This is a genomic window from Acetobacterium sp., from assembly GCF_030652775.1.
Classification (GTDB): domain Bacteria; phylum Bacillota; class Clostridia; order Eubacteriales; family Eubacteriaceae; genus Acetobacterium.
This window is the reverse complement of record NZ_JAUSPS010000095.1, coordinates 42,797-64,509: the sequence shown is the minus strand read 5'-3', so window position 1 is coordinate 64,509 and position 21,713 is coordinate 42,797. Positions and strand designations below refer to the sequence as shown.

General features: G+C 47.6%; 21 protein-coding genes and 1 pseudogene. 13 read left to right on the top strand and 9 right to left on the bottom strand.

Going from position 1 to position 21,713, the window contains the following annotated elements:
* The coding region (locus Q7J41_RS16765; RefSeq protein ID WP_370651033.1) for a sodium:calcium antiporter at positions 1-464 on the bottom strand (464 nt) is incomplete at its 3' end.
* Between the two features lie 310 nt (positions 465-774).
* Between Q7J41_RS16765 and Q7J41_RS16760 the strand changes: the two genes are divergently transcribed.
* Both Q7J41_RS16760 and Q7J41_RS16755 read left to right on the top strand, forming a co-directional pair.
* Positions 775-1,209 (top strand): VOC family protein, encoded by a 435-nt coding sequence (locus Q7J41_RS16760; RefSeq protein ID WP_304889584.1) that lies wholly within the window; start codon positions 775-777, stop codon positions 1,207-1,209.
* Positions 1,210-1,420: 211 nt separating this feature from the next.
* Positions 1,421-3,034, top strand: coding sequence for a dicarboxylate/amino acid:cation symporter (locus Q7J41_RS16755; RefSeq protein ID WP_304889583.1), 1,614 nt, complete (start codon positions 1,421-1,423; stop codon positions 3,032-3,034).
* Between the two features lie 29 nt (positions 3,035-3,063).
* On the opposite strand, the gene Q7J41_RS16750 is transcribed toward Q7J41_RS16755, so the two are convergent.
* The 3 genes from Q7J41_RS16750 to Q7J41_RS16740 form a co-directional block, all read right to left on the bottom strand.
* Positions 3,064-4,266: an acetate/propionate family kinase gene (locus Q7J41_RS16750; RefSeq protein ID WP_304889582.1), complete on the bottom strand. Its 1,203-nt coding sequence runs from the start codon at positions 4,264-4,266 to the stop codon at positions 3,064-3,066.
* 111 nt (positions 4,267-4,377) lie between these two features.
* On the bottom strand, positions 4,378-5,751 hold the full coding sequence (locus Q7J41_RS16745; RefSeq protein ID WP_304889581.1) for an MATE family efflux transporter: 1,374 nt from the start codon (positions 5,749-5,751) through the stop codon (positions 4,378-4,380).
* Between the two features lie 78 nt (positions 5,752-5,829).
* A complete protein-coding gene (locus tag Q7J41_RS16740; RefSeq protein WP_304889580.1) occupies positions 5,830-6,285 on the bottom strand; it encodes a MarR family winged helix-turn-helix transcriptional regulator in 456 nt (151 codons plus the stop codon).
* A 268-nt stretch (positions 6,286-6,553) separates the two neighbouring features.
* Between Q7J41_RS16740 and Q7J41_RS16735 the strand changes: the two genes are divergently transcribed.
* Both Q7J41_RS16735 and Q7J41_RS16730 read left to right on the top strand, forming a co-directional pair.
* Positions 6,554-7,072, top strand: a complete 519-nt coding sequence (locus Q7J41_RS16735; RefSeq protein ID WP_304889579.1) for a V4R domain-containing protein — start codon at positions 6,554-6,556, stop codon at positions 7,070-7,072.
* Positions 7,073-7,159: 87 nt separating this feature from the next.
* Positions 7,160-8,781: pseudogene (locus Q7J41_RS16730) on the top strand (diguanylate cyclase).
* A 122-nt stretch (positions 8,782-8,903) separates the two neighbouring features.
* Here the strand turns inward: Q7J41_RS16730 and Q7J41_RS16720 are convergent.
* Positions 8,904-10,385: a carbon starvation protein A gene (locus Q7J41_RS16720; protein WP_304889576.1), complete on the bottom strand. Its 1,482-nt coding sequence runs from the start codon at positions 10,383-10,385 to the stop codon at positions 8,904-8,906.
* Between the two features lie 294 nt (positions 10,386-10,679).
* Here Q7J41_RS16720 and yqeC point away from each other — a divergent pair, with 294 nt between their 5' ends.
* Positions 10,680-11,438, top strand: a complete 759-nt coding sequence (gene yqeC / locus Q7J41_RS16715; protein ID WP_304889575.1) for a selenium cofactor biosynthesis protein YqeC — start codon at positions 10,680-10,682, stop codon at positions 11,436-11,438.
* A 94-nt stretch (positions 11,439-11,532) separates the two neighbouring features.
* The gene (gene budA, locus Q7J41_RS16710; protein ID WP_304889574.1) at positions 11,533-12,333 is read left to right on the top strand and encodes an acetolactate decarboxylase; all 801 of its coding nucleotides are present in this window, start codon (positions 11,533-11,535) and stop codon (positions 12,331-12,333) included.
* 216 nt (positions 12,334-12,549) lie between these two features.
* Here budA and Q7J41_RS16705 read toward each other — a convergent pair whose 3' ends face one another.
* Positions 12,550-13,965 (bottom strand): PLP-dependent aminotransferase family protein, encoded by a 1,416-nt coding sequence (locus tag Q7J41_RS16705; RefSeq protein WP_304889573.1) that lies wholly within the window; start codon positions 13,963-13,965, stop codon positions 12,550-12,552.
* A gap of 112 nt (positions 13,966-14,077) precedes the next feature.
* Between Q7J41_RS16705 and Q7J41_RS16700 the strand changes: the two genes are divergently transcribed.
* A complete protein-coding gene (locus Q7J41_RS16700) occupies positions 14,078-15,031 on the top strand; it encodes a DMT family transporter (RefSeq protein WP_304889572.1) in 954 nt (317 codons plus the stop codon).
* 28 nt (positions 15,032-15,059) lie between these two features.
* Here Q7J41_RS16700 and Q7J41_RS16695 read toward each other — a convergent pair whose 3' ends face one another.
* A complete protein-coding gene (locus Q7J41_RS16695) occupies positions 15,060-15,527 on the bottom strand; it encodes a pyridoxamine 5'-phosphate oxidase family protein (RefSeq protein WP_304889571.1) in 468 nt (155 codons plus the stop codon).
* Positions 15,528-15,712: 185 nt separating this feature from the next.
* Here Q7J41_RS16695 and Q7J41_RS16690 point away from each other — a divergent pair, with 185 nt between their 5' ends.
* From Q7J41_RS16690 to Q7J41_RS16670, 5 genes are all read left to right on the top strand, one after another.
* Positions 15,713-16,783 (top strand): 4Fe-4S binding protein, encoded by a 1,071-nt coding sequence (locus Q7J41_RS16690; RefSeq protein ID WP_304889570.1) that lies wholly within the window; start codon positions 15,713-15,715, stop codon positions 16,781-16,783.
* A 175-nt stretch (positions 16,784-16,958) separates the two neighbouring features.
* Positions 16,959-17,180, top strand: a complete 222-nt coding sequence (locus Q7J41_RS16685; RefSeq protein ID WP_304889569.1) for a sulfurtransferase TusA family protein — start codon at positions 16,959-16,961, stop codon at positions 17,178-17,180.
* Between the two features lie 13 nt (positions 17,181-17,193).
* Entirely contained in the window at positions 17,194-17,613 is a 420-nt protein-coding gene (locus Q7J41_RS16680) for a DsrE/DsrF/DrsH-like family protein (protein WP_304889568.1), read from the top strand.
* 10 nt (positions 17,614-17,623) lie between these two features.
* The gene (locus Q7J41_RS16675) at positions 17,624-18,787 is read left to right on the top strand and encodes a cysteine desulfurase family protein (protein WP_304889567.1); all 1,164 of its coding nucleotides are present in this window, start codon (positions 17,624-17,626) and stop codon (positions 18,785-18,787) included.
* Positions 18,788-18,799: 12 nt separating this feature from the next.
* Positions 18,800-19,435: an iron-sulfur cluster assembly scaffold protein gene (locus tag Q7J41_RS16670; RefSeq protein WP_304889566.1), complete on the top strand. Its 636-nt coding sequence runs from the start codon at positions 18,800-18,802 to the stop codon at positions 19,433-19,435.
* Between the two features lie 205 nt (positions 19,436-19,640).
* Here the strand turns inward: Q7J41_RS16670 and Q7J41_RS16665 are convergent, their stop codons facing one another.
* On the bottom strand, positions 19,641-19,823 hold the full coding sequence (locus tag Q7J41_RS16665) for a hypothetical protein (protein ID WP_026393241.1): 183 nt from the start codon (positions 19,821-19,823) through the stop codon (positions 19,641-19,643).
* A gap of 190 nt (positions 19,824-20,013) precedes the next feature.
* Here Q7J41_RS16665 and Q7J41_RS16660 point away from each other — a divergent pair, with 190 nt between their 5' ends.
* Positions 20,014-20,604 (top strand): flavin reductase family protein, encoded by a 591-nt coding sequence (locus tag Q7J41_RS16660; protein WP_304889565.1) that lies wholly within the window; start codon positions 20,014-20,016, stop codon positions 20,602-20,604.
* Positions 20,605-20,666: 62 nt separating this feature from the next.
* Here the strand turns inward: Q7J41_RS16660 and Q7J41_RS16655 are convergent, their stop codons facing one another.
* Entirely contained in the window at positions 20,667-21,713 is a 1,047-nt protein-coding gene (locus tag Q7J41_RS16655) for a branched-chain amino acid aminotransferase (RefSeq protein ID WP_304889587.1), read from the bottom strand.

Here is a 21,713-nt window from a genome sequence, read left to right as displayed (position 1 = left end):
AGAATGGCGATTTCAACCATGGAATATAGATAAATGGCAAAAAATAACAGCAGAATCCATCCTTCAGAACGGGAAACGACACTGATCGGATCACCATTGATCAATCCATCCATGACCATCAACATCAAAGCGACGGTGGTTAGAATGGCAAAGGGCATCTCTTTAAAAATTGTTTTTGACTTGATACTGATAGGGGTAATAAAAGCCGAGATCCCCAGGATAAAGAGGACATTGACAATATTGGAACCGACCACGTTCCCGAAGACAATCCCGTTGGCCTGGTTAAGTGATCCTGAAACACTGACTGCCAGTTCCGGGGCACTGGTACCAAAGGCCACCAAGGTCAAACCGATGACCATCGTGGGGATGTTAAACCGCTTAGCAATGGAGGATGAACCCTCCACAAAAAAATCGGCGCCCTTGACTAATAAAACCAGCCCGATAATTAAAAATAGTATACTCATAACAAATCCTCCCTTTTAACATACAGATTGCAGGGTCCTGTTCGGTGTTGCCTGCAACCGGACAGAAATGAACAAAAATAGCGCCGCATTTACAGCCCTTATAACAATAACAGCAGATTTGCATTTGGTCAAATTTATTTTACAGAAAGTTGCGAAAAATTTACCCGAAACCGTTTAAATCGTAAAAAATGGGCTATACAGTGTAACAGAGTGTCATGGTTCTGTAAAATTGATTAAAACAGAATGATTGGAGCGAACCCCAAAAGCCTTGAGCGTAAGGTTCGCATGCAACGAAAAAAGGAGTGTAGAAATGCAGATACAACCCTATCTTAGTTTTAATGGAAATTGTCAGGAAGCTGTGGAATTCTATGCCGATATATTTGGCACTGATATCCCGGAAATCATCTTGTTTGGTGAAATGCTTCCCGAGCAGGAAGCGGTTGAGCAGGATCGATCCGACAAAGTGGTGATTCGGGCTGATCTGGAGTCGGATGATACCCGAGTACTGCTTTCGGACATACCCTCTAAATCCCCGGATCTTCAAAGGGATAAAATGACTTTGGTGATATTCAGTGACGACCTGGATGAGATTGAAGTTCTCTATTATAAATTAAAAGACGGGGGTACGGTCGAAATGGAACTCCAGGAGACCTTCTGGAGCAAGGTTTACGGATCTCTGGTTGATAAATTTGGAGTAGGTTGGCAGTTAAATTATGATGACGGCAGAATGAATCAAGTGGTATAATAGTGGTAATCTTAAATTAACACGGTCACCATTTGATGATGATAACAATTTTCCATCAACGTGAATAACACAGGGTACGACTGTATCCTGTGTTATTTGTGCGACAACCTCTGTTCATTCTCGGAAATTCAGATATATCCCGAGTCCGCAAATAGCAGTGGCATGGTTCTTAAAGACCGCAGTCCTAAGATATATAGCATAAGGGGGAACCATGGAAATAAAAAGGATTTTACCGCTACAATTGTCCAGCCTCGACGAAGCCAATGCTTTTGTTCGGGAGATGCTGCACCAATACAAGTGTCCCAAAACCGACAATATGAAAGCCCAGCTCTTTGTAGAAGAAGCCATTGTCTATTGGGCGGTGCAGGCTGACGATAAGGCCAGTTTTGAATTGTCCATTCAGAAACGCTTTAAGACTATTACACTGACCCTGAACTATTGGAGTGATCCCGAAAACCCGCTGACTCTACCGGAAACATCCGACGATCAGGACGATGACTACAACCGGATCGGTCAAAATATTTTAATTGGTCTTTCGTCAGTCACCTACTCCTATGAAAAAGGCTGTAATAATGTCTCATACACCCTTAAACAAAAACCGCTGAACCCGGCACTAACCACCGCCATCGCACTGGTAGGGGCGATCCTCTCGGGGCTTGTTTTCCTGTCGGTGGCGCCGGATCTGGGCAAGCAGATTGGTACTGGCATTCTGACCCCTATCAGTAGCACCTTTTTTGGCTTCCTTAACGCCATCGTCATTCCAGTGCTGTTTTTCTCGGCCATCGGCAGTATTTTTAATATGGATAACCTGGCTCAAATGAAGCGGATTTTCCGGCTGTTGCTGACCTGGTCGATGGTGGTTATTCTATTGGCCTCGGTGGTATCTCTAGCGATGGCTCAGTTTTTTTTGCTGGGCGGCAGCGGATCCGTCAGTCAGGGAGGTCAGGGTGATCTGTGGAATCAGATCGGGGAGATGGTCTTTGGGATCATTCCCACTAATATTCTCCAGCCATTTCTCGACGGCAATACGTTGCAGATTATGTTTCTGGCGATTATCGGCGGGATTGTGATGCTCACTTTAAAGGGGCGGTTTCCCAACTTTACCCGGATTATCACCGAAGGCAATCTGATTTTTTCGACCATTTTGGATGCCGTCTGCGCCCTGATGCCAGGGGTGGTCTTTATCAGTATCCTGAACATGATGATCTCTGGAGAGGGCGCCGCCCTACTGGGGGCCTTTGGGCTGATTGCGCTGTTGCTCGGCTCCTTCCTGATCATCGATCTGGTGATGCTGTTGAGTGTTGTGGTTACTCAAAAAATCAGCCCCCTGGCCTATTTGAAGTCAGCTGCCCCATTCCTGCTGATTGCGCTATCTACCGCCAGCTCCAGTGCCACCTTTGCCAGTCATACAGCAACTGCGCTGGGCAAGCAGAAAATCCGCAACTATGTGGTTCATTTCTCGATCCCGGTGGGAGTGCTGTTCAATAAGCAGGATGCTATTCCGATGTTGCTACTGACGGCCCTGTTCGTCGGTAATATTTATGGGATCAGCTTTTCGCTGCCGGATATGATCCCAGTGTTGATTCTCTGTATGATCCTCTCGGTGGCCGTGCCGCCCTCCCCGGGGATGGGTGCCTTTCTGTTTACGATCGTTTTCAACCTCTTGGGAATACCCATGGAAGGACTGGCCCTGGCCGTGACCATCGCCATCTTTTTAGACTACCCTGCCACTGCCAGCAACGTCATGACCACCAACATCGGCATGCTCCACACCGAACATCGGCTGCGAGCGATTGAAGCGAAAAAAGCCATGGGAACCCGATAAGGGTTATCATCCGTTAGTTATGGAACCAATTAATCACTGTCGTCGAGGATGCCAAAGGTGTCTTCGGCGATTATCTTTTCTTCATTGGCACTGACCACGAGGATCTGAACGGCAGAACTCGCCGTGCTGATCAACCCTTCTCCAGACAGCTCCCGGTTTTTATGAGGATCCAATACGATCCCCATAAATTCCAGGCCGACACAGACGGCTTCCCGGATATACCAGGCATTTTCACCGACTCCGCCGGAAAAGATAAGTAGATCGAGACCTCCCATTTCAGCCGCATACGCTCCAATATATTTACGAAAGCGGTGGCAGACGGTGGCAATGGTGTCGATGGCGCGCTGATTTCCAGTTAAAGAAGCTTCATAAATATCGCGCATGTCATTTCCCATTCCAGATAATCCCAGCCAGCCACTCTTTTTATTGATCATGGTGTCGGCATCACTTAAGGACATATTTTCTTTCTTCATTAAATAAAGCAATGCGGCAGCATCCATATCGCCGGCCCGGGTCGACTGGATCAGGCCTTCCTGGGGTGTGAAGCCGGTACTCACGTCAATTGATGTGCCATAATAAACCGCATTGGCGGTGGTGCCGCTACCCAGCATCATGTTGACAATTCGATAGCCTTCATGACCCTTTGGTAGAAATTTTTCAGCCTGGGCAACCATGCTCCGGAAAGCGATCCCATGAAACCCGTAGCGACGGATTTTATATTTTTCGGTGAGCTCTAGAGGCAGGGCATACAAATAGGCATGGCGGGGCAGGGTCATATGGAAGCCATTGTCAAATGCCGCAATCTGGGGAATACCCGGCAGCAGTTTGGCACAGGCGTAAATACCAGACAGGTGATGGGGGTTGTGCAGTGGCGCCAGATCCTTAATGCTTTCGATATAATCAATGATAGCTGGTGTAATGGGAATGGAATTATTGCATTGTTCACCACCCTGAACCACTCGATGGCCGACAGCCGCCAGATCAGTGAGGGCAAATCCTAACGAATTTTCTCTGGATTTTAAGGTGTTTAGAATCAGATTAATACCGCTTTCGTGATCTTTAATGGGTAGCGTTTCCAGGATTTGGACATGATCTTTGATTTTTAGTTTAAATTCGGCATCGGAGTAGCCGATCTTTCCGATCGATCCTTTAACAAGAACCTGATATTCTGGCATCCGACAAACTTGAAATTTCACCGACGAACTTCCACAATTCAAGACAAGAATAATCATGGGTTAACCCCCTTTTAAATTTGATATAGATGTTATACCCGGATTAGCAGTGATCATCCATTTATAACCGTAAAAAAAGCACCCTCTATTTAAAGGATGCTTTTGTGTTTGTTAGACCAGTCCATCTTCCATAGCTAGAGAAACGGGCTTGGCATTACTGGCTTGCAGTTTACGGTAGGTGACGGTGTACATCGAAACTGCCAGGATAATCGAAACGACATCGGCCAGCGGTTGAGCCCAGATGATGCCCTGGAGCTGAAACAACGATGTGCCGATAATCAGAATCGGGATAAACGCCAAACCCTGTCGGCAAACCGTCAGGATTAGGGAAGGAATGGCCTTGCCTAAAGACTGATAGACGGTAGTGACAATAAATTGGAGACCCAGAAACGGGCTGACCAGCATTTGAATAATCAGCATCGTTGCGCCGATGGCAATGACATCAGTGTCATTGATAAAGAAGGTTATGATCTGAGTGGCAAAAATGATGGCGAAGATCATCACCACGGTACCCATAATCATTCCAACAATAGCGGTAAATTTGATCGCATCATTCATCCGTTTATAGTTTTTTTGGGCATAATTGTAGCCGATAAAAGGCTGAATCCCCATGCCCAACCCCAGCGCCAGCATTACCACGATCGAGAAGACCCGGCCGGAAACACCCAGGGCGGCAATGACCGTATCGCCATAAGCTGAAGCAAAACTGTTCAGCATAATCATTGAAAAACTCATCAAAATATTATTAATCGAGGCCGGAATCCCGATGGCAAAGGTGTTTTTAGCGATGGCATCCTCCATCCGGAAATCTTTGGGGGCGATGGAGAGCACATCGCTGTGTTTGAAAATATAGTAAATAAAGTAAAGCACGGCGCAGATATTTCCAATCACCGTAGCCCAGGCAGCCCCGGCCACGCCCATGCCCATACCCAGAATCATAATCGGATCCAGAATGATGTTGACGATGGTTCCGATCATCATCCCAATCATCGATTCTTTGGCGGCACCGACTGACCGGACAATCTGGGCGAGTGAATTCTGCAGGCTGATGGCTACGGCGCCATAAGCAATAATGATTAAATAGTCCTTGGCAAAACCGATGGTATTGGTGCTGGCTCCCGCAATCCAAAGAATCGGATCCGTAAAGACCAGGAACACCACCATCCCGACCAGACCCAGCGCAATCGAGCCATAGAAGGCGAAGGAAGAGGTGTGTTTAATATCAGTGATTTTCCGCTCGCCTAGCAGCCGCGAGATATAAGAACCGCCGCCGATGCCGAAAATATTGCCGAAGGCCATCAATAGAAAAAAGATCGGCATCGTCAGGGTGACTGCTGCCACCTGGTTGGGATCTCCCGTTTGTCCCACAAAGTAGGTATCGGCCATGTTATAGACAATCGTCACCAGCATGCTCAGCATGGTAGGAATGGCTAGGGTCATAACTGCCTTGGGAATGGGGTACTTTTCAAATAAATCGTTTTTCATAAAAATTCCTTTCGTTGAATCATAGTGATCTGATCACCATAAATTTTAGTGTGCGTTTGCCAGGTATTGAGTTTGACTTCAGTTCTGATCAGCAGTAGGGGTAGGGCAGGTGATGTTTTTCAAGACCTGATTCAGGAGATCTTCCAGCAGGTCAATATGCTCGGCGGAAATCCCCCGGAGGGTATCAGTTTCCAGACGGGTGATCTCCTTACAGACCAGCGACTCCAGAGCTTGTCCATTGTCGGTCAGCTCAAGATAATTAATCCGCCGATCCTGACAATCTGGCCGCCGCCGGATAAAATCCTTCTCGACCAGGCGCTTGACAATGCCGGTAACCGTAGGTCCTTTGAGGAGGAAGGCGTCTTCGATCATCTTCTGGTTGACCTCCCGATCCTGATTGTGTAAGAGATATATAATCACTGAAAACTGGGACGAGGTCAGATCCCATTGTTTCAAAGAATGATTGAATCGCATTTCCATAATGTTGTTCAATTGTTTCACGGATCTTCCAAAATTAAAGGTTTCTCTTCTCATCACTTCTCCAATACTTAGCATGCTATCTATTTTATCGAAAGAAATTTTAATTGTCAAGTCAACTTTCGTAAGAATCGTTTTCAAAAAAATCCCGTCCATTTTATCATCAAAAAAACAGGCCTTGTTGATGAAATAAGAATGTTGAAAATTAAAGCTCCTTGACAATCCCCCGGGTCAACGTGGTAAAATAAAAAGATAATATCAATTTACTGTTGACGAAATAACAAGATACTAAGCAAAAAAGATCATGAATCGGAGGGGATCATCATTGGAAAGAAAATACGAGTTTTCCTGGGATCTGCTGGGGGATATTGGTGCGGGGCGTCCTAATCTGGGCAATGTCACCCGGGTCGAAGTGTATCGGCTGATGCAATTTACATTCAGAGATATCATCGAAAAACATGTCGGTGTGCAAGAAACTGATGAAATATTTTATGAGGCCGGAAAACTGGCGGGAAGCGCATTTTATCAACATATGATCACAAAAAATGATGATCTCAATAATTTTGTCAATCAGCTGAAGGCCGTAATGAGAGAGTTAGGCATGGGCATTCTTAGGGTCGAACAAGCAGACATGGAAAAAGGTGAATTAACTCTGACTGTCTCAGAAGATCTGGATTGTTCGGGATTGCCGGAGCAAGGCTATGAAATCTGTACCTATGATGAAGGTTTTATTTCGGCACTGCTAGAAAATTTTTCCGGAAAACCCTTTATTGTCAAAGAGATTGATTGCTGGTGTACCGGGGATCGAACCTGCCGTTTCAGTGCCAAAGCAGTCAATCCGTAGTGGGAAACAAGCCCTAATTAATAATAGAAGAAGATTAAAAATGAAATAACTAGACAGCCTTAATGGAAGGGAGCGGACAAAACGGATATGATCAATAAAGATGCACAGTCAATTTTAGAGTATTTTAAATCCTTACTTAATGACCTTCGAGTCAGAGCGGTTCCCCCTGAAAATATCAGTGATGATGACACCTTTTTAGAGGTTGAGCAAACCATTAAGACCATCAGAGCGGCATCGGCAGCATTGGGAAACGGTAATCTGTCTCATGATATAAAAGGTAAGGGCTATGTACTGGGAGCCATGAAAAGTCTGCAGGCTTCCCTTCGGAACCTGACTTGGATAACAAAAACCATTGCTTCTGGGGATTTTTCCCAGCGGGTTCATTTTCTCGGCGATTTTTCGGATGCCTTTAACAGTATGGCAGAAAAACTGGAATCTTCAATCCATGAATTAGAGGAAGCCCGCTCCCATTTTGAAATGGTATTTCAGACCATCCCGGACGCAACCGTGATTACAAAAATCGCCGACGGCACCTTGATGGCCTATAATCGAGCTTTTATGGAAGCCACCAAATTCTCCGATGACGATTTAACAGTCGGTTCATTTAATATCTGTGATCTTTATATTGAGCGCAGCCAACGGGAAACCTTTATTAAAAAACTTGAAACGGATGGTTTTGTCGAGAATCTGGAGTTTTCTTTTTATGGAAAAGAGAATGATAAGCATATTGGTCTGGTTTCATCAAAAATAATTATCATTGAAGGCATTCCCCATACCCTCAGCGTGATTCGGGATATCACCGAACTCAAAGTTATTGAAGCGAAACTTAAGCAGAGTGAAGAACGACATCGCCTGCTGGCCGACAATGCTGAGGATGTCATCTGGACCATGGATCTTGAAGGACGTTTCTCTTATATCAGCCCGTCAGTAGAAAAGCTCCGGGGGTATACGGTGGAAGAAGTCATGGTTCAGTCTCAGGAAGAGGTCTTGTGTCCGGAATCTCTGATTCATATGCAGGAGGGTCTGGCTCGAGCGATCCGGTCGGTTCAGAACGATCTGCCTTTTCAGGTTTTTCGGGGAGAGCTCGAACAACCCTGTAAAGATGGCACCACCGTCTGGACCGAAGCTACGGTTTCCGGCATTTACAGCGAAGATGGCCGTTTTATTGGGATGCTGGGAGTAAGTCGGGATATTAGCGAACGCAAGCTGATGGAGGAAGAAATCCGGCGACTGTCAATAACTGACAAACTGACCCAGAGCTTCAATCGCTTGAAACTGGACGAAACCCTGGAACAGCAATTTGAATGGTCAAAAACCAACTTATCGTCATTTTCCATTATCATTCTGGATATTGATCATTTCAAGCTGGTCAATGATACCTACGGTCATCAGGTGGGGGATAGGGTTCTGATTGAATTGGTCGCTGTCCTCAATGAAAATGTCCGCAGCCTGGATGTAGTGGGGCGTTGGGGGGGGAAGAGTTTCTGATTATTCTGCCCGATACCCGTTTGGAGGAAGCTACAGTGATGGCTGAGCGCTTGCGAAAGGCGGTTGAAATGAATCCTTTTACAAAGGCCGGTCAGGTGACCATCAGCCTCGGAGTTTCAGCGTTCAAAACCGACAGTTCTCCGGAAACCATTGTTTCCCGGGCTGATACAGCGCTATATCAGGCCAAGGAAAAGGGTCGTAATCGGGTTGCAGTGATGTAATTAGGGTTAGTGATTTGGCAGACCTTTGAAATTTGGATAACTCAGCTAAAAAAGTACTATAAAAACGCCGTCATCATTGGAATTGATGATGACGGCGTTTTTATAAATATGTTATTCTGAAATTACAGTTTAATCTTATCCAGACTGCGCCGGCTCTGCTTTATGACCAGCACTAGATAGAGAATGGCCGCAGCGGCACCTATCAGATAGGAGAGGATATAACTGTTGGGGTCGATGCCCACCAAGGGACCCAGACGGGGTTCGAGACCCAGACCAATCGGCGCATGGCAGATATAACTGATTACGATAAAGGTGTAAAACATCCCTGGGAGCAGCGCCAGCCAGATTGTTTTTTGCTCAGTTTTTAAATAAACCGCCGCCATCGCCAGGGCGAAGATCGCCACAAACTGGTTGGTAAAACCAAAATACTGCCACAGCAGGTTAAAACCATTGGGTGCGGTCTTAGCAAAAATAAGAATCACAATCGCCGGGATAAAGATCCCCAGAGTCGTCAGCAGCCGTTTTTGGATGACGGTCTGATCAATATTAAAGGCTTCGCCCACCATCAGCCGCAACGATCGAAAAGCGGTGTCGCCGGAAGTAATCGGTAGCACAATGACCCCGAGAATAGCAAAGAAGGCGCCAATCGGTCCCAGGAATTCCCGGGAGATCAGGCCCACCATGGCAGTGGCGCCAGTGCTTAAATCGACGCCGCGATTAAAGAGAACCATCGCTCCGGCAGCCCAACACATGGCAATAAAGCCTTCCAGGATCATCATGTTGTAAAAGGTCGCACGACCCTCTTTTTCTGAGGTAACAGTTCGGGAAATCAGGGTCGACTGACTGCCGTGGAAGCCGGAAAGAATCCCGCAGGCGACGGTAATAAAGAAGACCGGAATAAATTGCTGACCCAGGGGATGCTGGGGCAGGGTTGACCAGGACAGGTTCTGGAGATTGACTCCGCCATCCATCAAGATGCCGGCAAAAACTCCCAGCGCCGAGAGAATCAGAATGGCCCCGAAAATCGGATAGACCCGACCGATTATTTTATCGATAGGGAAAAAGGTGGCGATTAAATAATAACCAAATATAACCGCATAGACGATCCAGATGGTGGCGTTCTGGGCGCCGGCATCCTTATTCAGGATATCCTTGGTGATCAGATCGCCGGGAGTATAGATAAAAACAACCCCCACCAGAAAAAGCAGCAACCACAACACCAGGGTATAAAAACGTTTGACCTTTGGCCCCAGATACTTGCCAACCATCCGGGGCATCTGGGCGCCGCCGTTTCGGATCGAGATCATACCGTTGAGGTAATCATGAACGGCCCCGGCCAGAACACAGCCAATCGGGATCGTGATAAACGCCAGCGGGCCGAACAGAATCCCCTGGATTGGTCCCAGCACCGGTCCGGTCCCGGCAATGTTAAGCAACTCTATTAACTGGTTTTTCCATTTGGGCATGGCCACAAAATCAACCCCGTCGGCCTGGCTGATGGCCGGCGTTTGGCGGTCATCCGGGGCAAATACCTTTTCCACCAGCTTGCCGTAGATAAAACCGCCCAAAATTAAAATAAATAGTCCGACAATAAATGTAATCATAATGCCTCCTCTGTGGCAGCAAGGCTTTTACCGTAGAAAAAAAGCCTTAAGCTCAACCACAGCTTCATTTTATCATTGCTTAAAACCGCCGTCAATGCCGCTGAACCATTGGCGTGGTTGATTTATTAGCGGCAGTAAAAAAACAGCATCATTATAATCAAAACAACTGATAATTACCATTGTATCCGGGCGAATTGCGGTGTAAAATTTAATCGAGTGGGATACGTCGGGAGGCGGATTGTTAAGCTCATGAACTTTCCAATGACTAATTAAATAATGAGATGGAGTATTGCGATGAAACTTATAGATAATCTGAACATCACCGAAAATGATGTTATTACTATCACTGGCGGCGGCGGGAAAACCTCGCTGATGTTTGCGCTCAGCAAGGAACTAGCAACCCGAAAGCTTAACCATGTGATGACGACAACCGCAAAAATCTGCATCGCCGATGTGCCAGAACAGCAGTGCCTGATCTGCGACAATATGACGGAAGTGATCGAAGCGATTGCCAAAGACCCCCAACGAGAATGGCTGATTGGCAAAGAAAGAGTAAATGGACAGAAAATATCCGGGTTTTCCGAAGCCGAGCTGATCACTTTAAAAGGGTCGATCGTGCCCTTGGTCATCATTAACGAAGGCGACGGGTCAAAACGAAAACCGTATAAATTTTATCTCGACTATGAGCCATCCATTCCGCCAATCACCACCAAACTGATTCACGTCATGGGAGCCGAGATCCTGTTTCGGATAATTGACGAGGAAACCTTTCATCGCTCTGAACTATATAACAATGAACTATCTAACTCCGAATTATCGGACAATGATCAAGCGATTTTTGATGAAGATGTTTTACTACAGACCCTTAAGGCTTTTATTGACAATAAATTAAACAATGCCCTGGCTAAAACCGCTACCCGGATTCTTTTTATCAATAAAGCCGATGGCGACAACCTGACAAACGCTCGGATCATGGCAAAAATCGGGGCCCCCTTGTTCGACCATTGTCTGCTGGGATCCCTGCAAGAGGGTTGGCTTGAGCAGATTAAATAAACATTAAACAAAAGAGATTTGCTGTCGCACCTGCAAACCGATGGCGAAGCTCAGGGCAGTTTGTGAATTATTATCAATGAAAGAAGGAACTTATATGAAAATAAAAATTACTGCAATTGTTTTATCGGTCTTGTCTGTGGTTACGATGGGGGGGTGTGCCACTGCAACCACAAACACCAGCAGCGACGTCGCCGCAGCAAAAGAAGACACCCTCTTCCAGGCGTCGACCATTAATTCCCTGCTGGCCGGGAATTACGATGGCTTTATGAGTTTTGGCGAATTAAAGCAGCACGGCGATGTGGGAATTGGCACCTTCAACGCTTTGGACGGCGAGCTGGTGATGATCGACAATACGGTCTACAAGGTCAAAGCCAGCGGGGAAGTGGTGGAAGTCCCGGATGCCGACACCACCCCCTTTGCCGCCGTCACCTATTTTAATGAGGATGCGACCAAGACATTAGGCCCAACCACCAGTCTGGCGGCCCTGGAGCAGGAACTGGATAAACTGATGACCGATCCGAATGCCTTTTATGTGTTCCGGATTGATGGCACCTTTAACACCATCAAAGCCCGTTCGGTCCCCAGTCAGGTAAAACCTTATCCGGTTCTTTCCGAAGCCGTGAAAAACCAGTCCATCTTTGACTACGAAAAGATCAGTGGAACCCTGGTCGGCTTGTGGTGCCCGGAAGATATCGGCGGCTTGAATGTCAAAGGCTACCACTTCCATTTCATCTCCGATAACCGCAGCAAGGGCGGCCATCTCCTCGATGTCAGCTTCGATAGCGCTGCGGCTTTTATGGATCAAACCGATGGTTTTTTCATGACCTTGTCCCCAAACACCCCCACGGAAACCGTTGACGATGCCGAATCGGCCATCGATGCCGTCGAAAAATAGCCAGTTTCGAATCTATCACAAAAAGACACTCGCAAGAGTGTCTTTCAGACTGCCAAAAAAGCTAACCCAGTACCGACAATTGTTACATCATGTTGTACGCATCGGAGCGGACACGGCAGAGCCTGTCCGATTCCGCGGCGAACAACAGATTAACAATTGGTCGGTACGGTAGTTTAGCGACAACCTCGGACACTCGCGTGAGTGTCTTTTTTGTGTTCAAGATTCCGGTTGTCGAAGGGCCGTACAGAGCCGGGTGATGCCGGTGGTGATTTCGGCAAAGGTTAGATGGGCGTAGCCGAGGAGGATGTCGCTGCAGTAGGGCGTCTTGTTGCCAAAAACGTAGTTGTTGATGGGGTAGACTCGGACCTGTCGGGAGTTGATGCGATTGATCTGCGGGGCGTCAAAAACAATGCCGTTAAAATGGACAACCATGTGAAGCCCGGCGGCGTGGCCTTTAATTTCAAATTTATCCGGATAGCAGCGGGATAACTCATCGATCAGGTGCTGGCGTTTTTTAGCATAGATTTTTTTCATCTTCCAGATATGCTTTTCCAGCCCGCCGCTGTCAATAAATTCAGCCAGAGCGTATTGGGTAAGGGCTTCGGTATGGACATCGGAGTATTTTTTAAGCTCCAGATAGGGTGCAATGAGTGGCTTCGGGAGAATCAGATACCCCAGACGAATGGCCGGGGTGAGGATTTTGCTGAAGGTCCCCAGGTAAATGACCCGGTCAGGACTTAGCTCATACAGTGATGATACCGGCTGGCCTTCAAAGCGGAATTCGCTGTCATAGTCATCCTCCAGCAGATAAGCATCGTTGGCAATGGCATATTGAATCAGTTTCTGACGGCGTTGGATCGGCAGGATACCGCCCAGCGGGTATTGATGGGAAGGGGTCGTATAGATAAAGGCCGGGGCCGGCTGCGGGGCGAGTAAATCCGTCACCAGACCCTGATCATCCACCGCAATCCCGATTAAATTGAGTTTTGAACGCTCAATAATCTTACGCAATCCGGGATGGGTGGGGTCTTCAATCAGTACCGCTTGCTGCTGATCATGAAATAAAGCTGAGATCAGCGCCAGACCTTGGGTTGAACCAGAGACGATCATAATCTGGTCAGGATCACAAGCGAGTCCCCTAGTGCGCCGCAAATAGTCGGCAATCGTCTGGCGCAAGCTCAGTACCCCAGCACTGGGATGATAACGAAAAGCCGCTTCGGGAACCTGATCCAGGCTGCGCTGATAGGCTTTTTTCCACTCTGACAGCGGAAACTGGGACGAATCAATGACGCCGGACTGGAAATCAATAACTGCAGTTGCGGGTTGGTTTTTTGCTGCTACAGTGGCCTGGCGTTTTTTTACAGAGATTTCCGGGGGGATGGAAAAAACATCAATCCCGCTGGCGACCACCGTACCGGAACCATGATTTCCTTGCAGGTAGCCCTCGGCAATCAATTGATTGTAGGCATTAAGAATGGTGCTTCGGGATATCCCCAGATCAGCCGCCAGCTGTCTGGTTGAAGGCAGCTTCTCGGTCGGGGCAAGTCGGCCATCTAAAATCAGGTGTTTGATCTGATCATAAAGTTGTCGCATTAAGGGGCGGTCACTCTTTTTATCGATATTAATCCACATTGAGTTCCTCCTAAAGTGGTTTGCTGAAAAAACCGTATAAGTGGTTCTTTACAAACCACATCGATCAGGTAAGATTTTATCATAACCATATCGAGGAGAAAAGAGGATTTTCATGGGAGAAAAATTAAACGCCTATCTGGATTTGACACTGGCGATGGCAATCGCCGGCAGTGCGGTAGTGGTCAGTAAAATGATGGTGGCTAGGATCCCAGTATTTTTGGCCACCGAATTGGGGATCATGATCGGGCTAGTCTTTTTGCTGCTGGTCACCTTTGTCATCAAAAAAGAGCACCACCGGTTGGATAAAAAAACCGTTACGGTGCTGCTGGGTCAGGCTCTGGCCGGGATTGTTCTCTACCGGGTCTTTATTTTCTGGGGTTTGCAGCTGACCTCAGCTGCAAACAGCGGTTTGATTTCCAGCTCGGGGCCGGCGATTGTAGTGATCCTGGCGTTTTTGATATTAAAAGAGAAGATTGCGAAAAACAACGCCATCGGTCTGCTTTTCGTGATCATCGGATTGCTCTGTATTAATCTCTACACCTATTTTTCAGAAGGAACCCTTGACAGCTCAGTGCTGGGGAACTTTCTGATTCTGATTGCCGTTACTGGTGAGGGATTGTTTTCGGTGCTCAGTAAAATAACAGTGATCCCGATGTCCCCGGTGTACCGGACAACCCTGGTGGCGGGGATGGCCTTTATTTGTTTATTGCCCTTTGCCATCAATGATGCCTGGGGCTATCCGTTTGCGGAAATGTCGCTCCAGACGATTTTGTGTATTGGCTATTACGGGGTCTTTGTCTCATTTATTTCTTATGTCCTGTGGTTTCGGGGGATTGAGAAGGTCGCAGCCAGCAATGCGGCGATTTTCACCAGCGTGGTGCCGGTCAGCAGCATTATCCTGGCCGCCATCCTGCTTAATGAAAAAATCCAGCTCAGTCATTTGCTGGGGATGAGCCTGATTATCTGCGGCATTCTCATCGCCACTAAAAATCCGCAGGCAAGCCCCAGTGAAATGGCCGGCCCAGAGATTAAAATCATCACAGCTGAAAATATCGAAAGCGACTGATCCAGGCCGATACCAGACGGCGAAGCGATTAGTGTCGTTTTCCCGAATAACGGATAAGTTCAACCGCAATCACGGTGGTCTGATTGAGGACATGCTGTTCAAAGCTGAAATCGTCCCGGCCGGTCTGTTGTTTCATTATCGCCTTTAAGGCCTGAGCCTTAGCTGCGGCATCGTCAAGAAAAACCGCCTGACCGGTGCCGATAAAACTTTCAAAATAACAGCTGTAATCACAACCCTTTTCGCCGCAGAGCAGTTCTTTCATCTGATCCATCTCAATACAGACCTGGTTGTTTTGTTTCAGGATGTCGATTTTTCGGCCTTCCTTAGCACAGTGCAGAAAGATAGTAATGACTGAATCGTTCAGGCGATAGCCAAAATTCAGGGGCACCACATAGGGCTGGTCATTGTCAACCATGGCCAGCCGGCACACCTTACAGCCGTTTATAATTTCAATAAGCTCCGTTGGTTCTGTTACTTCCCGATTTGCTCGTCGCATTTGCTGCCTCCACTTGTTTTTATTTTATCACTAAATTATAATTATAACTTATCGTACCGATTTTCACCTCAGTAGTCAAGCAGCTTTTATGTCAACACAGAATAGCATTATGACCATTCTTGTGTTTATCGTGAAAGAAGTTTATAATTAAGGAAAAATTGCAGTTTATGAGGGAGAAAAGGGCCATGGCGAATCACAAAAATTCCAGAGAGATAAAAGCACTAAAAACAATCCTGTGGGTGTATATCATCCTCTGCCTGATCATTGCCGGGCTGAATTTTGGCTATGTCAGTCGGGCTACCCCGGAAGTGGCCGCCTTTATCACCTGGCTGTGGGGTTTTTATGAAAACTGGGTCAAGACCAGTTTTATTGTTCTGGGCAGCTTTCTGACCCTGCGGATTATCCGCTCATCCCGACGGACCGTGATGCGCAAGCGCAATCTGATCGGTTTTATCGTGATGGCTTTGGTCGTTCATATCTTCGGGCCGATATTTTTAAATAATCAGGAACTCTACTTTTTTGCGATGCCGCTGCCCTGGACCACCATCCCCTTGCAACTGATGGACCCCAACACCGCCTTTTATCTCAAATACCTGCCGATCTTTGGCTTTACCGGCATCTCGTTGGCGCTGCTCTTTTATCTGCTTGTCACAATTGTTGTCCTGGTCGGAACCCTGCTGCTGGGCCGGCGCTGGCAGTGCTCGACGCTGTGCCTGTTTAATGGTTTTGCCAGCGAGGTTTTTGATCCGGTGATGCCCTTACTGGGTTCCCGAAAAAAGGTCAAGGCCCGCAGTTTAAAACTGTTTGCCATTCTGCGCTGGCTGTTTCTGGCAATCGCCCTGGGTTTTACCGCCTACTGGGTGTTATACCTGCTGGGCCTGCCACTGATCAACAGCGATGCGGTGGCAAAAATCGAAACCTATAAATATCTCTCGGCCGAGTTGTTGATGGCGATGTTTTTCTGGGTCGCCTTTAGCGGTCGCGGCTACTGTCACTATTGTCCCCTGGGAACGGTGGTGGGCCTGCTCGGCAAACTGGTTGGTCAGCAAATAACAACCAATCAGAGCAACTGCATCCAATGCGGCCGCTGCAATGCCTCCTGTCCGATGTTCATCGATTTAAAAACCAGTGCCGCCACCGGCCGCCCGGTTTCCGAGTTGCGCTGCGTCGGCTGCGGTCACTGTGTCGACAGCTGTCCCACCGAGACCCTGGCATATTCAACCCAGTTTATCGAGTATATAAAAAATAAAAATTAATATCAGACAACCTCAGCAGGCCGCCGGACGATCCCTAGGCCTGCTTTTTTATGCTTATTATTATGATTGCTATTAAATACACAAGTAAGTTGATAATAAAAGGGTATGAAAAAAGAAACAACGACGGAAAAAGAGTAGCAGACAGTTAATCAAAATTTGAGTAGGAGGCAAGATAATGGCAGAAATTTATGTTGATGTGAGAGGCGAGACCTGTCCGGTTCCTTTGGTAGAAATGCGTAAAGCCGTCAGAAAGGCGCAACCTGGGGATGTCATTGAGATTACCGGGAACAATGCCGCCTCGAAAAAAGAAATCCCGATGGCCGCCGACGCATTGTCTCTGGCAGTCATCAGCATTGAAGAACTGGACGATATCTGGAAAATAAAAATACAAAAGTAAAGGAGGCTCTTTCATGGCGGACAAAACAACAATTATTGTTCAGAGCGGTGATATGGATAAACTGTATAGTGCTCTGATTGTGTCCAATGGCTCGCTGGCGATGGGGATGGAGGTGTCCCTGTATTTCACCTTCTGGGGATTGCTGCGGCTGAAAAAAGGCGGCCTGGAAAAAGGTCCTTTATCGAAAATGCATTTTCTGGGCCTGGGAAAAAAGATGATGCTGGGACGGATGAAGAAAAACAATGTCGCCTCCCTGGAACGGCTGATGGCAGATTTCAAGGAGCTGGGAGGCAAAATCATCGCCTGTGAAATGACCATGGACATCATGGGTTTAAAACGATCCGATCTGATCGAAGATATCATTGACGACTACGGGGCCGTCGGAACCTATATTCAGGAAGCCCGACATTCTGCCATTACCTTGTTTATCTAAGGGGGGAATCATGGAAAAAGTGTATTATTTGGATAACGCCGCCGCCACCCGGCTGGATGAGCAGGTGCTGGAAGTTATGACACCGCTTTATTTTGATCGTTACTCGGTGGCGACCTCGGAATTTGGTTATTCGCTGGGCGTTGAGGCGAAAGAAGCTTTGGATGATGCCAGAACCCGACTGGCTCAGACCCTGGGCGCCAACAGCCAGGAGTTCATTTTTACCTCGGGCAGTGCCGAGTCCAGCAATTTGGCATTAAAAGGGGTTGCTAAAGCCTTGGGCACAAAAAAAGGCAAACACCTGATCGTTTCCAAAATTGAAGACTTTCCGGTGCTGTACAGCGCCAGAACCCTGGAAAAAGAAGGCTTCACCGTCGATTATCTGGATGTCGATGGCGATGGTCTGGTGGATCTGGAAAAACTCCAGGCGCTGATCAGCCCGGAAACCATTCTGGTCTCAATTCAGCATGGTAATCAGGAAATCGGTACCCTCCAGGATATCAATGCGATCGGCAAAATCTGCCATCAACAGGGGGTGCTCTTTCATACCGATGCCACCCACACCTTTATGCGGGTGCCCCTGGATGTGACCGCCGTCGCCGTTGATCTGATCACCGTATCGGCTCATACGCTGCATGGTCCCAAGGGGATCGGCGGACTTTATGTGCGAAAAGGCACCGCCCTGGCTAAAATAATGGATGGCGGTTTCCAGGAGTTTGACCTCCGCGGTGGGATGGATAATATTCCCGGGGCGGTGGGATTTGCCAAAGCGGCGGAACTGGTGACGGCGGATGAAAACATCCGGCTGGCGGCGATGCGGGATAAAATCACCGAACTGGTGGGTGAGCAAATCCCCGATGTTATCCTAAACGGTCATCCCCGGCAGCGGACGCCCCAGAATGTCAATATCACCTTCCATTATGTGGAGGGGGAATCGATAACCCTGCATCTGGACATGTATGGCATCGCCGTCAGCACCGGCTCGGCCTGTTTCAGCCGCTCCCTGGAAGCCAGTCACGTGATTGCTGCCATCGGCGGTGATCATGAACGAGCCCACGGCTCGATCCGGATGACGGTGGGACGCTTCAATACTATGGAAGAGGTCATTTTTGTGGTGGGAACGCTGAAAAAGGTGGTTGAGAACCTGAGAAAAATCAGCCCCCTGGGAAAGGAATAGGAGGAAATAGCAATGGCAAGTCCTTATAATGATCTGGTCCTGGAACATTTTAAGAATCCCCGAAATACCGGGCGGATTGATGATCCGGATGGCAAAGCAACCGAAGGCAGTCCGGCCTGCGGCGACATGGTGTCGCTCTATTTAAAGGTTGATCCCGAAACCAAGGTGATCAATGATATCAAATTTGAATCCTACGGCTGTGCCTCAAACATTGCCACCGGTTCGATTATTACCGAACTGGCCAAAGGCAAAACCATTGACGAAGCCAAAAATATTACCTGGCAGGAAGCTTCAGAAGCCCTGGGCGGGCTGCCCAAAATCAAGGCTCATTGCTCGGTGTTGGCAGTGGAGGTATTGCGCTCGGCAATTCAGAATTATGAAGAAAAACACGGCCTGGTAACCGAAAAGGTCGTCACTACCGAAGAAATTGTCCGAAAACGCTTAAAGAAGGTCATGAATCCGATCAAAGGTCTGGATATGGTAGCAACCCATCTGGTCAAGGAAATTGATATCACGGGCGGCGTGGTTCGGATCGTCATCGATTTGCCGGCAACCCATCAGTTTGCCAACGCCATCAAAGAAGATGCGGTCGAAAAAATTGAATCACTCTGGGATATCGATCAGGTCATCGTCGAGTTTACTGACTGATAATTGGTCGGTACGATAGTTAATGAGTAACCCAAAAAGAGCAACTCTGTTGAAGAGTTGCTCTTTTGCCGCTAACGGGCAGTTTTTGAAACGGCAATAATGCTTAAGGTCAGAGCTGCGGCGCCCATTACCAGGGCAACCATACTGGATACAAAAGCGGCTACTTTCATCGAACTACCTCCTTATTTGATGTTTTCAGTTTGCTTTAATCTTCGTCATAAAAACCGCTCATGGAATAATCTTCAAGCGCTTCCAATAAAAAGACCAGACTCCCGGTCATGCTTTCGGCGGTGGTTACGACAATTTCTTTTTCTTCTTCAGTCAGCTCCATGAATTCTTCTTCAAGATCACATAGGCGCTTAATTAGAAATAATAATTCTGTTTTCATAGTTCTCCTGTCCACTGTCTGTTCTAATTATAATACTATCGGCTTAGCAAAGAAATTGCAAGAAAAATTGTACTTAAATGGTTTAATCGATTCTTTTCAGCGGTCCCGGGGCTTGGTTGACGACGATTTTCTGCCATAATTATGGCAAAACTGCTATAATAGTACTATCGCAGACAAAGGAGAAAACGCAATGAGTAAAACAAAATGGCCGGGATCGGTATTGCTGGCACCGGTGCCCCCGGTACTGGTAACCTGTGGCGAGGCCGCATCAGAAAATATCTTAACGGTGGGATGGACCGGGGTTCTCAATACCAAACCGCCGATGACCTATATTTCGCTGCGGCCCAGCCGTCTATCCTACGAAATCATCACCGCCACCCGGGAGTTCACCATCAATCTGTCCACCGTGGCGCTGGTCAAAGCCGTTGATTTCTGTGGGGTGCGCTCCGGCCGGGACATGAATAAATTTGAGCTAATGGGTTTAACCACAATTCCCGGCGATACGGTAAAGAGCCCGATGCTGGCCGCTAGTCCCTTAAGTATGGAATGCCGGGTCAAAGAAATCATTCCGCTGGGTACCCATGATCTGTTTATGGCTGAGATTCTGGCCGTTCATGTTGAGGAAGCCCTGATTGATGAAGGTGGCAAACTCCATCTGGATCAGGCCGATCTACTAGCCTACGTCCATGGCGAATACTTTGGGTTGGGCAAAAAAGTCGGCAGCTTCGGTTATTCGGTCCGTAAAAAGAAAAAGAAGAAACGACCAGCTCAGCAAAAATAAAACAAAAACGATGGGGAATAAATCCATCGTTTTTGTTTGAAATATTTAGTGACAAAACCGCTTTATAGCTTAGTAATCCAACCTTCCGGACCGGCCAGATCGCCTAGTTGGATGGCGGTGAGGGTATCGTAGAGCTTTTTGGTCACCGGGCCCACTTCGGTTTGGCTGTAAAAAACGTGTAGCCGGTTGTGATGGAAAATACCGCCGATGGGGGTGATCACGGCGGCGGTGCCGCAGGCGCCGGCTTCGCTAAACTGATCCAGCTCGTCAAGGAAAACATCCTCTTCGGATACAACCATCCCCAAAACATGTTCGGCCAGATAAAGCAGCGAGTATTTGGTGATGCTGGGTAAGATTGAGGGGGAATCCGGGGTGACAAAGCGGTTGTCTTTGGTGATGCCAAAGAAATTGGCAGCCCCGACCTCTTCGATTTTGGTGTGGCTGGTGGGATCCAGATAAATGCAATCCGCATAGCCTTTTTTAACAGCAATTTCATGAGCCAGCATTGAGGCCGCATAGTTACCGCCAACCTTCTGTTGACCGGTGCCGTTACAGGCCGCCCGATCATAGTCCGACACCATAAAGTTAACTGGCGTCAGGCCGCCCTTGAAATAGGCGCCCACCGGCATACAGAAAACCGTGAAGATATATTCCTTGGCCGGTTTGACGGCCATGCTGTTGCCGACCCCAATCATCATCGGGCGGATATACAGCGAGCCGCCGGTACCATAGGGCGGAATGTAGGCTTCGTTGGCCTTAATCACATCGATACAGGCTTTGATAAAGGTTTCATCAGGAATAACCGGCATTAATAGCCGCTGGCAGGAATCCTGGAAGCGTTTGGCATTCTGGTCCACCCGGAACAACTGAATCTCGCCAGCTTTGGTCCGATAGGCCTTCAGTCCTTCAAAGCACTGCTGCCCATAGTGCAGACAGGGAGCCGCTTCGCCCAGATGTAAGACATTGTCTTCAGTCATAACTCCATCATCCCACTGCCCCTCTTTCCAGAACGACAGATACCGATAATCCGTTTTTATATAATCAAAGCCCAATTGGTTCCAATTAATTTCTGCTTTTTTAGTCATTTTTAGCTCCTTTTTAAATTCCAG

Bases quoted from the DNA above. Each gene is read 5' to 3' on its own strand.
- Q7J41_RS16760 (WP_304889584.1), top strand. From the start codon at position 775: ATGCAGATACAACCCTATCTTAGTTTTAATGGAAATTGTCAGGAAGCT.
- Q7J41_RS16755 (WP_304889583.1), top strand. From the start codon at position 1,421: ATGGAAATAAAAAGGATTTTACCGCTACAATTGTCCAGCCTCGACGAA.
- Q7J41_RS16750 (WP_304889582.1), bottom strand. From the start codon at position 4,266: ATGATTATTCTTGTCTTGAATTGTGGAAGTTCGTCGGTGAAATTTCAA.
- Q7J41_RS16745 (WP_304889581.1), bottom strand. From the start codon at position 5,751: ATGAAAAACGATTTATTTGAAAAGTACCCCATTCCCAAGGCAGTTATG.
- Q7J41_RS16740 (WP_304889580.1), bottom strand. From the start codon at position 6,285: ATGAGAAGAGAAACCTTTAATTTTGGAAGATCCGTGAAACAATTGAAC.
- Q7J41_RS16720 (WP_304889576.1), bottom strand. From the start codon at position 10,385: ATGATTACATTTATTGTCGGACTATTTATTTTAATTTTGGGCGGTTTT.
- yqeC (WP_304889575.1), top strand. From the start codon at position 10,680: ATGAAACTTATAGATAATCTGAACATCACCGAAAATGATGTTATTACT.
- budA (WP_304889574.1), top strand. From the start codon at position 11,533: ATGAAAATAAAAATTACTGCAATTGTTTTATCGGTCTTGTCTGTGGTT.
- Q7J41_RS16705 (WP_304889573.1), bottom strand. From the start codon at position 13,965: ATGTGGATTAATATCGATAAAAAGAGTGACCGCCCCTTAATGCGACAA.
- Q7J41_RS16700 (WP_304889572.1), top strand. From the start codon at position 14,078: ATGGGAGAAAAATTAAACGCCTATCTGGATTTGACACTGGCGATGGCA.
- Q7J41_RS16695 (WP_304889571.1), bottom strand. From the start codon at position 15,527: ATGCGACGAGCAAATCGGGAAGTAACAGAACCAACGGAGCTTATTGAA.
- Q7J41_RS16690 (WP_304889570.1), top strand. From the start codon at position 15,713: ATGGCGAATCACAAAAATTCCAGAGAGATAAAAGCACTAAAAACAATC.
- Q7J41_RS16685 (WP_304889569.1), top strand. From the start codon at position 16,959: ATGGCAGAAATTTATGTTGATGTGAGAGGCGAGACCTGTCCGGTTCCT.
- Q7J41_RS16680 (WP_304889568.1), top strand. From the start codon at position 17,194: ATGGCGGACAAAACAACAATTATTGTTCAGAGCGGTGATATGGATAAA.
- Q7J41_RS16675 (WP_304889567.1), top strand. From the start codon at position 17,624: ATGGAAAAAGTGTATTATTTGGATAACGCCGCCGCCACCCGGCTGGAT.
- Q7J41_RS16670 (WP_304889566.1), top strand. From the start codon at position 18,800: ATGGCAAGTCCTTATAATGATCTGGTCCTGGAACATTTTAAGAATCCC.
- Q7J41_RS16665 (WP_026393241.1), bottom strand. From the start codon at position 19,823: ATGAAAACAGAATTATTATTTCTAATTAAGCGCCTATGTGATCTTGAA.
- Q7J41_RS16660 (WP_304889565.1), top strand. From the start codon at position 20,014: ATGAGTAAAACAAAATGGCCGGGATCGGTATTGCTGGCACCGGTGCCC.